This is a genomic window from Chitinophaga filiformis, assembly GCF_023100805.1.
Classification (GTDB): Bacteria; Bacteroidota; Bacteroidia; order Chitinophagales; family Chitinophagaceae; genus Chitinophaga; species Chitinophaga filiformis_B.
The window spans coordinates 1,954,640-1,968,415 of the sequence record NZ_CP095855.1; the positions used below are offsets into that span (position 1 = coordinate 1,954,640).

The following is a 13,776-nucleotide window of genomic DNA, read 5'->3' on the forward strand; positions in this document are numbered from 1 at the left end:
TTTGTGCCCGGTAGGTACCGCTTGTAAATAAAAACGGCCGGACAACTTATCGTCATCCAGCCGCTTCTGGGATTTAGAATTACAGGTTTATCTGACGTTAACCAATACCTTGATCTTACCGGCGCCTTCCCCATTAAAATTTTCCAGGGCCTTTCCGATTACCTGACCCGGTTTAACCTTATCCAGGTCTGCTTTCATGGCATGTCCGGCTTTGCCGGAGGTTACCAGCAGATCGCCCCGGCGGATAGGGCCGTTCTCACCACATACCTTTGTAGGTATCACACCTATAACGCCCATAGGCACCTTGCCGTCAAGGTCACTGTCGATATCTTCTTCCGTTAATAATACACCCGGCTTGGTGGCATATACGCCTGCCACCAGTGTGGAATATGGTTTGGAAGACAGTTCAACGGTCCTGTCGGCATCCTCCGCTATCACCAGCACGTCGCCGGCACTATAAGCCTGTACATTGCCTGTCACATCGAACGCTTCTGCCACGTCTGCACCACTGTTCTGCGTACCGCCGTTGAAGAAGCCCCTGCCTGCTTTATTGATACGGGCCACATTGACACTGCTGCTCTGGAATACGGCAATGTTGCCTGAAGGTCCCTGGTGGTTGATCAGCTGTGTGGCGCCTGTACCTGTAGTGGTAATATGCACTACGGGCTGGGAGTTGGCATTATTGAAATTGGCAAAGCGACCCGCTTTACCCGTTCCGAAATTGGGTATAAAGCCGGAAATGGCGTTACCAGATCCGTCGCAGCTGGCTTCTACACCGTCTCCGGTACCGCCGGCATTAGCCGTGATGCCATTTCCGGTACCTTCCGTCAGCGCCACGATCGCGGGACCATTACCCGCAGGATTAGATGAATAGAACAACCCTGCATAACCGCCCGTGCCGGAAGACTGGCCATAGATGCCCGCGGTACCGAAGTTGGCAAACATCGAATTCACCTCGCCTTTTATTGCAGGAGATGTTCCCGTGGTTCTGTCCACTTTGAAGCTACCGGCTGTACCGTTACCCACGGTTTTTACCGTGATCACTTCATTGTTGTTATTTTCATTAAAGATCTCGAACCTGCCTGCTCTGCCAGTGGCGAATGTAGGTACCCAGGCGTACAGTGCATTGCCTGCACCATCGATGTTGGTTTCCACACCATTACCATCTTTTCCGGCGTTGGCAGTGATGGCATTGCCATTACCATCAGTCAGCGATATGAGGGCTGCGCCATTACCTGAGGGATTGGAGGCGTAAAAGAGCCCTGCGCGGCCACCAGTGCCCGATGAAACGCCGAAAACACCCGCTGCGCCAAAATTGCCGAAGATGGTATTGACCTCTGCTCTTACGGCTGCCCCGACGCTGTTGGTATTATCCAGGAAGAAAGAACTGGCGTTGCCAAGTGTATTGTCAGGAATATTACCATTGCTGTTGCTTACTACTTCCAGGATGTTTGCGTCTATATTGGTCTGATTGAAGTTTTCAAATCTGCCGGCCCTGCCGGTGCTTCCACCAATGCCTACCTGTCCGTATACGCCTATGCCGGTATTACTTGTGTTGGTGGCAACAAAACCTCTTACGCCATAACCTCCGCCGTCATTACGTCCTACAACTGCACCTGCAATATCGGAGGTGGTACGACCTACAACAGCCTCGCCTCCGCCATTATTGTCGCCAACAACGCCGGCAGAGGTCTGGGCGCTGGTAATGCCGTGTACACCGAAACCACCGCTGGTGCTGCTACGCACACCGGCGCCATTGCCTGTTGTAGTTACATTGACCACAACGCCATTACCTACTGTTGAGACACTTAATGCATTATTGTTATTTGAATTGTTGAAAATCGAAATGCTGGCGGGAATACCATTGTTGGATGTGGCAGTTAAGCCTGTTCCGGTATTGCTATTGGCATAAACGCCGGTGCCATTAGCAGATGCATTGCCATATACACCCAGGCCGTTTGGCGTTACGCCGTATACGCCCCAACCGGAGCCGTTCTGTGAGCCATATACACCAATACCAAGACCTCCTGTACCATTGTTGATCCCTCTTACAGCAGAAGAAAATCCACCGGGAGAGGTGCTGTTTACCAGTCCGCGTACGGCGCTGATATTGCTGGTGGTGGTATTATTGGCGCCTTCAATGGAAGTGCCGTCCCCGTCGTTGGTAATGGAAAACAGGGTAGCCCCATTATTTTCGGTGGTAACGTATGGCAGTGTGAAGCCACCCCCGCCCAATGGAGCGGGCGCCCAGTTCGCACCATCGTATTTCAGTACCTGGCCGGCAGCGGGTGCAGCATTGGAAACAGGAATATTCTGTAAACGGATTACGTTAGGATTAGGATAAGTACCACCAAGATCTCCCCCGGCCGGTCCGTTTGGTGGGAGTGAGGTGGGGATTACACCAGCGGCCAGTTTAGCCAGGGTGATAGCACCATTGGCGACTATCGGGTTAGGATAATTACCACTCAGATCGCCACCGGCGGCAATGCCGTTGATATCGCCAGCAGGCCCAGCCGGGCCAACGGGGCCCGCGGGTCCAACAGGGCCGGCAGGACCAACCGGACCAATGGGGCCAATAGGACCAACAGGTCCAGCTGGACCTGCAGGTCCGGCAGCGCCCGGTGTACCCGCAGGCCCAACAGGTCCTATAGGACCGACAGGACCAGCGGGACCGGCAACTCCGGGATCACCTTGTGCACCAGCAGGACCGACCGGACCGATGGGGCCGATAGGGCCGATGGGACCAACCGGACCGGGAACACCTGCAGGGCCAGCGGGTCCAACCGGACCAATAGCTCCAGCCGGACCAACCGGTCCGACGGGACCGCCAGGACCGGGATTACCCTGTGCGCCTGCAGGTCCCGCAGGACCGATAGGTCCAACAGGCCCAGTGGGACCAGGAACGCCGGCAGGTCCGGCTGCACCGGCAGGGCCGGCCGGTCCCTGAGGGCCAGCAGGACCCTGGGGGCCCGCCGGGCCGGGATTGCCATTGGCGGCGTATAGCGCATAAGGAACGCTCATTAAAGCTGAGGTGCCTAAGGCTACAAAGCCGCTGCCGGTATTCACTTCCACTTTCAGATATTGATTGGCATTCGCCCAGGGCACCCCCGCAAAAGTGCCGGTAGTGGCATTCCCTTTACCAATCTGAAGGTTGAACAAGCCCAGCGCGCTGGTAGTTGCCTCATGGGTTTCTTCATATTGAACAGGCCCGGCTGCAGAACCGCCCAGGATGGAAAAACGCACGGTAATTTCCTTATTGGCAACCAGCGTACCGTTCGGGTTACGGACCACCGCCTGGTAATTTGTACCTGAAAGCCCGTTCTGGGCATAGGTACTATAGCAGGTAGCAGCCAGGAATATCAGTAGGAGATATAATTTCTTCATGACAATGTGTTTTGTATGCTTACAAGGGGGTTATTGTTTTTTTCGTTCGAAAGATCTGTTAACGGGGGCGGCGTTCGGAGCGGCCGTTTTCGCAGGCTTGGTAAGGGCAGGAGCTGCAGTTTTTAAGGGACCGCTGCTTTTCTCTGATTCACTGCCCTGTGTGGGGGGCATTTGAGGCGCCGGTAAGCTGGTCTCCCTGGACTTTATCGTTTTTACGGCCTCTGCAGCGCTGATATCTGAGGCATTTTTGCCAATAGCCGCGCTGTTAGCCTTTAACGTACCTGCACCGCCCTTGCGGACATTTTGCTGGGGGCGGTAGTTTGTGAAGATCTGTTCCCGGGTGGTACGGGGATCTTTTGTTTGCGGAGCCTGTTTACTTTCTTTCTCCTGCAAGGCAGACAGGTCCTTCTGGAAGGAAGGGAACAATATATCCCTGGTACGCTGCTGTGCCTGGGAGATGCCAAGACCAGAGAAGAGCAGCATGAACAATAGCGTGTATGGTTTCATATGTTGGAGTTGATAAATAAGCGTGATGAATATGGGTGTTATTGACGGGCTCCTGCACCGATATGGTAGGCCACTGAAAATTTGAGGGTCCTTCTCTGATAGAGACTATTAGCCGTAGGCATGATATAGGCCATGTCCACGGAAACGCCTTTGATACAGGTGCCGACGCCAGCGGAGAAATGCTGCCTGTAGCCTTTTTGCGGATGTTCATAGAAGTAGCCGGTCCGTATAAATAGCTGGTGCTGGTAAGTATATTCCATTCCCGCAGCTATTGTAAACTCGCGCAGCTCTTCCTGGAAACCGCCGGGAGCATCCCAGAAAGAGGTAAACAGGGAGGCTGTCATACTACGGTTAGGATCTTTTCCATCCAGTATTTCCCCGGTGGGCTCGCCATTTGCGTCCAGCTTATATGTAGGAGGAGTGGGTATGAGCAGCTTATTGACATCCGCCAGAACGGTGAACTGATGCTCGACGGTATTGACAAATGAATAACCGCCACCGACACGCAGGTTAGCAGGAAGAAAAGCCTTACGATCATTGTCATCGGTATAATTCAGTTTAGAACCGATGTTGGTAAAGGCAATTCCCCAACAGTAGCGGTTACCGGCGGGATCGTTCCTGACATAGTTCTGAGAGTAGAAGCCAATATCGCCCGCAACTGCGCCGGCGGGTTTTTGCTGCAGGCCGTTATAACTACCCTGGCCAAGATCACTGCGGATGTAACGGAGGGAGATGGCCAGCGAATAGCGTGCACCCAGTTTGCGGGCGTAGCTTGCATCGATGGCATATTCTCTCGGTTTGTAACGCTGCAGTTCTGTACCGTTCTCATCCCGGAAGATGAGTGTTCCATTGGTAAAGTAGCGCATGGATACGCCTACGCCTTCCGTGTTATTATTGAAATTCTTAAAGGCTGCGAGGTAGCCCATATTGGTGCGTTGATCGCTGTTGTTGAGGTCCCACATCCAGGGGGAATAGGAAGCACTGACACCCCAGTCGCCGGCGAAGACGATCTTGGCAGCATTCCCGAACAGGGAGTTTGCGTCTGCCTCCAGTCCGGTCATGGCATCGCCGGTGCCGCTACTACGGGCATCAGGGTTCACCATCAGGAAGGCGGCTCCTGTATTGATCGTCTTGATCCCTTTTGTCTGTGCTGTTACCTGGTAGCCATAGAGCAGCAGTCCTGAGGCACATAACCATATGACAGATTTTTTGATCATGGTCGTTGTTTTTGAGAGGTTATTGTATCACCAGTTTTTCCTGGAACATATGTCCGCCTGCTTTCAGGATAACGGTATAGACACCCGCAGCAAAGCTGTTGACAGGTAATGTAATAAGTACCCGGCCAGCGCCGTATGTACGGATCTCGTGGTGTACCAGCTGGCCGCCGCTATTTACGATGAGCAGTGCCACGGCATTGTTGGAGAGCAGGTCAAACTGGATCTTCAGGTTGGTAGATGCCGGGTTGGGGTAGATGAGCATGTTGACAACCAGTTCGGTACCAGCGGGAGCAGGGGGCAGTTCTTCCGGTTGCTGGAAGCCCTGGGTTAGCAGCAAGGGCCCTTTCTGAAGGGAGCTGACGGTTATTTCGCCAACGGTGTACTGGAAGATATAGTTACCGGAGGAGCCACCTCCGCCTGTACTGGCGTTTACCTGCCTGTTGAGTATGAGCTGGGCCCGGGCGGCCGGAACGCCGCCGGCAGCAAGACACAACAGCAGGAGTCGTTTGTAGATAGTCCGCATGAAGATATATTTGGGGGTGAATTAATGACAACGGTAACAGCATCCCTGCATGACAATGACACAAAGCGTTTGGGGTATGGGGGCAGGACAATAGGTATGGAACTCAGGACATTAACAGTACACTATCATATACAAATATGTTTTAAAGGTGAAAAAAAGGCAATAGGTAATTATTAGGCGGCGGAATTATTGTTAAAACCGGTAGAGGAAATTGGACAATTGGTTTTCAAGGAGATGTCAACCTGTGGCCAACTCGGTAAATTAGTGTAACTTTGCGCCGTTAACGACGGGGGGAAATCCCCTTCTGTAAAGGAATTCTTAAATATCTATCTGGTAAACTGCCAGGTTTTATTTATTGGTAAAAATCATTTACCTTTGCCCCCCAAATTGCATTAGTAATACAGTCATTTTAATATTATGGCAGACTTAAAATTTCAAAGAAACTTTGGTATTGCGGCGCACATTGATGCGGGTAAAACCACTACCACAGAGCGTATCCTGTACTATACAGGTAAATCCCACAAGATTGGGGAGGTGCACGAAGGTGCTGCCACCATGGACTGGATGGCACAGGAGCAGGAGAGAGGTATTACCATTACATCTGCTGCTACTACCTGTTTCTGGAAATTCCCAACAACCCAGGGCAAGCTTCAGCCAGATACAAAAGAGTACAAATTCAACATCATTGACACTCCGGGTCACGTGGACTTTACTGTAGAGGTAGAGCGTTCCCTGCGTGTACTGGATGGTCTGGTAGCATTGTTCTGCGCTGTATCCGGTGTAGAACCACAGTCTGAGACCGTTTGGCGCCAGGCTAACCGTTACCGTGTACCACGTATCGGTTTCGTGAACAAAATGGACCGTGCGGGTGCTGACTTCCTGAACGTGGTAAAACAGGTGAAGGATATGCTGGGTGCAAACCCTGTTCCCCTGATGCTCCCTATCGGTGCTGAAGATACTTTCAAAGGTGTGGTTGACCTGATCACCATGAAAGGTATTATCTGGGACGAAGAAGGTAAAGGTGCTACTTACCAGGAAGTTGAGATTCCTGCTGACATGAAAGAAGAGGCAGAAGAGTGGAGAGCTAAACTGGTAGAGGCAGTTGCTGAATATGACGACACCCTGATGGAGAAATTCTTCGAAGATCCAAATTCAATCTCTGAAGTTGAGATCCACGAAGCTATCCGTAAGGCCACTATTGATATCGCTATCATTCCGATGCTCTGCGGTTCTTCCTTCAAGAACAAAGGTGTTCAGAAGATGCTGGATGCGGTTTGCCGTTACCTGCCTTCTCCGCTGGATATCGAAGCAGTAAAAGGTACCAATCCTGATACTGGCGCTGAGATCTCCCGTAAACCAGATGCAAAAGAACCATTTGCTGCATTGGCGTTCAAGATCATGACCGATCCTTTCGTAGGTCGTCTGGCGTTCTTCCGGGCTTATTCCGGTCACCTGGATGCAGGTTCTTATGTACTGAACACCCGTACTGGTAAGAACGAGCGTATCAGCCGTATCATGCAGATGCACGCCAACAAGCAGAACCCTATCGATTTCATCGAAGCTGGTGATATCGGAGCGGCTGTAGGTTTTAAAGATATCAAGACAGGCGATACCCTGTGTAATGAAGATGCTCCGATCGTTCTGGAGTCTATGACTTTCCCAGAGCCGGTGATCCACATCGCTATCGAGCCAAAAACTCAGGCGGATATGGACAAGATGGGTATGGCTATCGCGAAACTGGTAGAAGAAGATCCTACCCTGAAAGCAAAAACTGACGAAGAAACCGGCCAGACCGTATTGAGCGGTATGGGTGAGCTTCACCTGGAGATCATCGTTGACCGTATGCGTCGCGAGTTCAAGGTGGAAGTTAACCAGGGTGCGCCTCAGGTTGCGTTCAAAGAAGCATTCACCGCTAAGGTTGAGCACCGTGAAGTGTACAAGAAACAGACTGGTGGTCGTGGTAAATTCGCTGACATCCAGGTTGAGATCGGACCTGCTGATCCGGAATGGCTGAAAGAGAACGACGGTAAGACTTTCCAGTTCATCAACGACATCTTCGGAGGTTCTATTCCGAAAGAGTTCGTTCCTCCTGTTCAGAAAGGTTTCGAAAGTGCAATGAACCAGGGTGTACTGGCTGGCTATCCGCTGGACAACCTGAAGGTTCGTCTGTTCGACGGTTCCTTCCACCAGGTGGACTCTGATGCGGTATCTTTCGAGTTGTGCGCAAGAGCTGCTTTCCGTGAAGCTGGCCGTAAAGCTAAACCAGTTCTGCTGGAGCCGATCATGAAGGTAGAAGTACAGACTCCTGACCAGTACATGGGTGACGTAACAGGTGACCTGAACCGTCGTCGTGGTATGCTGGAAGGTATGGAAATGAGAAACGGTGTACAGGTGATCAAAGCTAAAGTGCCACTGAAAGAAATGTTCGGTTACGTAACTCAGCTGCGTTCAATGTCATCTGGTCGTGCAACTTCCATCATGGAGTTCTCTCACTATTCACCTGCTCCAAACAGCATTGCTGAAGAGGAAATAGCAAAAGTGAAAGGTAAAGTGAACGCTGACTAATTATTAGCAGATTCATATCAGAATTATAGAAAGAAGGGGTGCCTGAAGGCATCCCTTCTTCCGTTTATGGCCGTTACTACGCCGCCGGATCGACAAGCAGGGGCTGATCTCAATTGGGCTCCAGAGGGAAAAAATGTAGCCATTGATGCCCGTTGATGGGGTGTTATTCCTTACCTGTGTGCAATGCCATCATATCTACCGGCAGTTATGTTTTAAAATATTTGTGAGGTCTCTCTCTATACTGTTCATTTCCAATAGTTTTTAGTGCTGAAAATAGCTACGTGGCATCAAATTTGGTAAGCCCTTGATATCCCACTTATTTCAATAAGTAATTAAGCATCATGACTTAATGTATCAAGCTCTTATGGACATCTATAATTTTCGATGGCAGCTATTTATCAAACTAAAAATCAGAACATGAAAAAATTTCGTCTATTAACCCTTGTGCTGACAGCGTCTTTATTTAGCACTGTTGCGATGGCACAGACACAACAAGGTAATCTTATGGTAGGGTCCGATATTACTGACCTGGGCTTTAATTTTCAGAAGGAGAGTACGATCTTTCACTTCAACCTGAATCCCAAGCTGGCTTATTTCATCCAGGATGATCTTGCATTGGGGGGATATGTGAATTTCGGGCTTCAGACCACGGGCGGCAATGGAACCAACGTGAATTATGGTATTGGGGCATTGGCCCGTTATTACATTCACGATGCGAATGTGCGTAAGCTGGAGTTTTCGAAGCGTGTACGTTTCTTTGGGGAGGCTAACGCTGGTTTTGGAGGCAGTAATCCTGCCAATGGGGCTTCTACGAATGGCGTACAGCTGGGCATTGGGCCGGGGCTGTCTTATTTTATTACGCCTAATGTGGCGTTGGAGGGTTTATTAAAATATGAGGTGATCATAGGCGGGGGAAATTCGACGACGTCTCATCAGTTGAATCTGGGGCTGGGTTTCCAGATTTTCCTGCCCACGGCGCGGGCGCGGGCGATCATTCGTGAAGAAAGCGGCAAATAGCGGTGATGGAAGGGGCCAGTCTGCTATTGAACGGTTTGAATGAACTGCTTGATAATGAATGGAAATGAATGAAATGCAAATGATGGTCGCATTCTATCTTTATAGGGTTCGCGGGGACGATGTTACTGCGGACTGGAGTTTGCCGAAAACCATATAGAGTAGGCGTGACACCCTCTTAAATTCAGGTTATGACATCTGCTATTCTCGCTGCAATTCTTGCATTTGTAAAGACAATCTTACGTGCTGTGTAGCTCACACGCATTGTTTAAAATGTTCGGGCCCTGGCGATTTGCCAGGGCTTTTTTTTGCAAGAAATGTGTCTGTGTGACAAAAGGCGGGCAGCTTATTTAGTTACATAGAAGAACTGAATGGAATGATCTAACTGCTTGAAGATGAATGAAAGTGAATGTTTTAGTTTTATGACCAGCCTTTAAATTCGCCGCGGGATCAGATGATCATCTCCTTTGGGATTGCCGAAAACCAAGAAGAGAGTAGGCGTTAACCGACAGAAAAATAGGACAAATGGATCTGTTAAATCAGTTATTGGCGACTATTATAGCGTTCCTGAATTCTTTATTAGGCGGCCTGTAGTACCAGGTTTCCCCGTTCCCTTAGGAATTGGTTTGGCCGCCATGAGGCCCGACGATTCCGAATTTATTGGAGCTCCCCTACGGGGGAGCTCTTTGTATTTGAACAAGGGGCATTTCCTCCATCCTGTTCATTATTATTCAGCTTGTTCATTTTCTGTTCAGTCTACTCTTTACTCGGAACCGACTGATAATGAATGAAATGAATGGATGTTATTTCCCGGTAGGCGCTTAACTTAGACCCATGCCCCAGTAAGTGGTCCGCATTTGGGATTGCCGAAAACCAAGAAGAGAGTAGGCATCACCTTATGGAAAACCTTTCAACGACTATGGATTTATTAAACCAGTTATTGGCTTTAGTTCTTGGCTTGCTGAATTCTTTGTTGGGGAACTTACCCATCTGAGGTTTGACAGGTTGAGAAATATTGCTTATTGCATTCCCAGACAGGACAGGCCACCGGTTCCCCGGAGGCCTGTTTTTTTCATAAAAAGACATGACGAAGAAATATCATTCAACTTATTGATTGAATGTGTTCCGTGGATGTGGAAGCGGTACCTATCGGGAGCGGGAGTGGGCTGGGTGGAACTGTACCCCGGGGTGGGAGGAAGAAATCTTTTGCCAGGGCGGCCTGTGCAATCATTTTTTTGGTATTTAATTGAAAAACAGTATTTTGCTGTTCCTCGCTATATCTTCTTTGTGTAATATGATGGGCTGTCCTGGCCGCGTATTCACAGTCCCTGATTTATTTTTCCACAAATAATTTGTGAAGTAAAAAAAAACGGGTTACCTTTGCCCTCCCAAATTGTAAGGGTAAAAACAAGAAGAAGTTCATTGCATATGTCTCAGAGAATTAGAATCAAGCTGAAGTCCTACGATCATAATCTGGTAGATAAATCTGCTGAGAAGATCGTTAAAACCGTGCGTAACACGGGCGCCGTGGTAACAGGTCCAATTCCTTTACCAACCGAAAAGAAAATTTTTACGGTGCTGCGTTCACCGCACGTTAACAAGAAGGCACGTGAGCAATTCCAGCTGTGCACGCACAAGCGTCTGTTGGATATCTACACTTCTTCTTCAAGGACAGTAGACGCGCTGAGTAAGCTCGATTTACCTTCCGGTGTGGAAGTTGAAATCAAGGCGTAGGACATCGGCAGGTGGGCGAAAGGTCTGCCTGATTTGATTTAATATGACTGGTTGTTGCTGGCAGAGGGGACTGAATCACCTTTTGCCGGTCACATAACAACACTCAACTAAATATAGGCCATGCCTTCTGGGTGGCCGCCCAATAAAGCATTTAAACCGCCCATCCTGGGGATAGCAAGATCCACCCCCAGGCGCTGGGTAAAATATATATAATAATGAAAGGTATTATTGGTAAAAAGATCGGCATGACCAGCATCTTCGAACCGAATGGTAAGCAGACTGCTGTTACCATCATCGAAGCCGGTCCTTGCGTTGTAACTCAGGTAAAGACAGTAGAAACTGATGGGTACAACGCTATTCAAGTTTCATTTGGTGAGAAGAAAGAAAAGAACACTCCCAAAGCTGAACTTAATCACTTCGCGAAAGCAAGCACCTCCCCTAAAAGATTTGTAAAAGAGTTCCGCAACCCGGATGTACAAAAAGCTCTTGGTGAGACCATTACCACCGAAATATTTGCAGAAGGAGAAACCATTGAAGTAGTAGGTACTTCAAAAGGTAAAGGTTTCCAGGGTGTTGTAAAGCGCCATGGATTCTCCGGTGTGGGTGAAGCTACACACGGTCAGCACGACAGAAGCAGGGCTCCTGGTTCTGTGGGTGGTTCCTCTTATCCTTCCCGCGTTTTCAAGGGTATGCGTATGGCTGGTCAGACCGGTAATGAACAGGTGAAAGTGAAAGGTCTGAAGATCCTGAAGATATTCCCTGAAAAGAATTATATCCTGGTAAGTGGTTCCGTTCCCGGCCACAATGGTTCAATCGTTTTAATCCAGAAGTAACATGCAAGTTGATATTTTAAATAAAGAAGGTAAGAAAACCGGCAGGACTATTGAGCTTCCTGAGGAAATTTTCGGTGTGGAGCCTAACAACCACGTTATTTACCTGGCTGTAAAACAGTATCTGGCCGCTCAGCGTCAGGGTACGCACAAGGTGAAGACAAGAGCTGAAGTGAAGGGTGCTTCCCGCAAACTGCACAAACAGAAAGGTACTGGTGGTTCCCGTAAAGGTAACATCCGTAACCCTTTGTATAAAGGTGGTGGTACCATTTTCGGTCCTAAACCCCACAGATATGATATTAAGCTGAACAGAAAGGTGAAAGATCTGGCGAAGATCTCTGCCCTGTCTACCAAAGCTAAAGAGAACAGCATCATCGTACTGGAAGATCTTAACCTGGATGCACCTAAAACCAAACAGTTTGCAGGTATCCTGGCTAATCTGAATGTAAATGTAAACGGCCGTAAGACTTTATTCGTACTGCCTGAGTACAATGATAATGTTTACCTGTCTCTGAGGAACATTCCTACCGTGGATAGCGTAATGCTGAGCGATATCAATACTTATGATATCATGAACAGCAACTATATCGTTCTCACGGAGAGTGCTGCTAAGATCTTCACTGAAGAGCCGGTAGAAGCTTAATTGTCAATATTACAAAAACACAGCTTGCGGGCAACCGCAACTCAAAGCTATAAAAGATGAGACTTTCAGACGTTTTAATCAAACCGGTGGTAAGTGAAAAGGTGAACAAAGCCACTGATAAATTCAACCGCTACTACTTCATCGTGGATAAAAAATCCAACAAACTGGAGATCAAAAAAGCAGTGGAAGAATTTTACGGTGTAACCGTAGCTGAAGTGAATACTGCCGTAATGCCGGGTAAGGCTAAACAGCGCTTTACTAAGGCTGGCTTCATCGCTGGTAAAAAACCTTCTTACAAAAAGGCGGTTGTTACACTGGCTCAGGGAGAAACTATAGATCTGTATGCTAACATATAGTGCTCATTCCTGTTAACGCAGGATGATGGATGTATATGCAGATCACTTTTTATAATAGAAACTAGTTAAACACGACACTAGATCATGGCACTGAAGAAATACAAACCGATGACAGCCGGTACCCGTTGGAAAATAGGCAACGCGTACGCAGAGCTGACCACGGATACTCCTGAAAAAAGCCTGCTGGAGCCTGTTAAGAAATCCGGCGGTAGAAACGTACAGGGTAGAAGATCTATGCGCTATATTGGTGGTGGTCACAAGCAACACTACCGTATCATAGATTTCAAACGTGATAAACACAACATTCCGGCTACAGTTAAGACTATCGAATACGATCCAAACCGTAGCGCATTCATCGCTCTGCTGAACTATGCAGATGGTGAGAAACGTTACATCCTGGCTCCCCAGGGTCTGCAGGTAGGTGCTACCGTACTGAGCGGTCCTGACGCAGCTCCGGAAGTTGGTAATGCGCTGGTGCTGAAAAACATGCCGCTTGGTACTGTTGTTCACAACATCGAGTTACAGCCTGGTAAAGGTGGTGCTATCGCAAGAAGCGCTGGTACCTATGCTCAGCTGTCCAACAAGGAAGAAAAGTATGCCGTTCTGAAAATGCCTTCCGGCGAGCTGCGTAAAGTGTTGATCACTTGTGCTGCAACCGTAGGTACTGTTTCCAACTCAGATCACGCGCTGCAATCTATCGGTAAAGCAGGAGCTAACCGTTGGAGAGGTATCAAGCCTCGCAACCGTGGTGTGGCGATGAACCCAGTGGATCACCCGATGGGTGGTGGTGAAGGTAAATCTTCCGGTGGTCACCCAAGATCCAGAACAGGTAAATATGCGAAAGGTCTGAAGACAAGAAAGCCGCATAAGAGCTCTGACAAACTGATCATCAGCAGGAAAAACGGTAAGAAATTATAAAACTTAACGCCTTAACAGTTCCGCTGACGCAGAGAACGCAAACGGCGGAACTGGTAAAGCGGATCAGGAATAAAAACAACAAGAC

Annotated in this window: 11 protein-coding genes; 7 read left to right on the forward strand and 4 right to left on the reverse strand. The window is 48.9% G+C overall.

All coding sequences use genetic code 11. The features are described 5' to 3' along the window. Window positions 1–87 precede the first annotated feature (87 nt). The 4 genes from MYF79_RS08105 to MYF79_RS08120 are packed head-to-tail and all read right to left on the reverse strand — an operon-like array spanning window position 88 to window position 5,631. A complete protein-coding gene (locus MYF79_RS08105) occupies window positions 88–3,384 on the reverse strand; it encodes a collagen-like protein (protein WP_247813367.1) in 3,297 nt (1,098 codons plus the stop codon). 30 nt (window positions 3,385–3,414) lie between these two features. Beyond that, the gene (locus MYF79_RS08110) at window positions 3,415–3,891 is read right to left on the reverse strand and encodes a hypothetical protein (RefSeq protein WP_247813368.1); all 477 of its coding nucleotides are present in this window, start codon (window positions 3,889–3,891) and stop codon (window positions 3,415–3,417) included. 38 nt (window positions 3,892–3,929) lie between these two features. Next, the gene (porV, locus tag MYF79_RS08115) at window positions 3,930–5,108 is read right to left on the reverse strand and encodes a type IX secretion system outer membrane channel protein PorV (protein ID WP_247813369.1); all 1,179 of its coding nucleotides are present in this window, start codon (window positions 5,106–5,108) and stop codon (window positions 3,930–3,932) included. A gap of 19 nt (window positions 5,109–5,127) precedes the next feature. Next, a complete protein-coding gene (locus MYF79_RS08120) occupies window positions 5,128–5,631 on the reverse strand; it encodes a T9SS type A sorting domain-containing protein (protein WP_247813370.1) in 504 nt (167 codons plus the stop codon). Window positions 5,632–6,048: 417 nt separating this feature from the next. Between MYF79_RS08120 and fusA the strand changes: the two genes are divergently transcribed. The 7 genes from fusA to rplB all read left to right on the forward strand — a co-directional run bounded on the left by fusA (window position 6,049) and on the right by rplB (window position 13,691). Then, complete coding sequence (fusA, locus tag MYF79_RS08125; RefSeq protein ID WP_247813371.1) at window positions 6,049–8,196, forward strand: elongation factor G; 2,148 nt, start codon at window positions 6,049–6,051, stop codon at window positions 8,194–8,196. Window positions 8,197–8,613: 417 nt separating this feature from the next. Then, the gene (locus tag MYF79_RS08130; protein ID WP_247813372.1) at window positions 8,614–9,213 is read left to right on the forward strand and encodes an outer membrane beta-barrel protein; all 600 of its coding nucleotides are present in this window, start codon (window positions 8,614–8,616) and stop codon (window positions 9,211–9,213) included. Window positions 9,214–10,638: 1,425 nt separating this feature from the next. Then, window positions 10,639–10,944, forward strand: a complete 306-nt coding sequence (rpsJ, locus tag MYF79_RS08135; protein WP_012789286.1) for a 30S ribosomal protein S10 — start codon at window positions 10,639–10,641, stop codon at window positions 10,942–10,944. 212 nt (window positions 10,945–11,156) lie between these two features. Then, window positions 11,157–11,777 (forward strand): 50S ribosomal protein L3, encoded by a 621-nt coding sequence (gene rplC / locus MYF79_RS08140; protein ID WP_176842418.1) that lies wholly within the window; start codon window positions 11,157–11,159, stop codon window positions 11,775–11,777. Between the two features lies 1 nt (window position 11,778). Next, window positions 11,779–12,417: a 50S ribosomal protein L4 gene (gene rplD / locus MYF79_RS08145; protein WP_199657757.1), complete on the forward strand. Its 639-nt coding sequence runs from the start codon at window positions 11,779–11,781 to the stop codon at window positions 12,415–12,417. Window positions 12,418–12,473: 56 nt separating this feature from the next. Next, a complete protein-coding gene (gene rplW / locus MYF79_RS08150; protein WP_089809394.1) occupies window positions 12,474–12,773 on the forward strand; it encodes a 50S ribosomal protein L23 in 300 nt (99 codons plus the stop codon). Window positions 12,774–12,857: 84 nt separating this feature from the next. Next, window positions 12,858–13,691, forward strand: coding sequence for a 50S ribosomal protein L2 (rplB, locus tag MYF79_RS08155; protein WP_199657756.1), 834 nt, complete (start codon window positions 12,858–12,860; stop codon window positions 13,689–13,691). The last annotated feature ends 85 nt before the right edge of the window (window positions 13,692–13,776 follow it).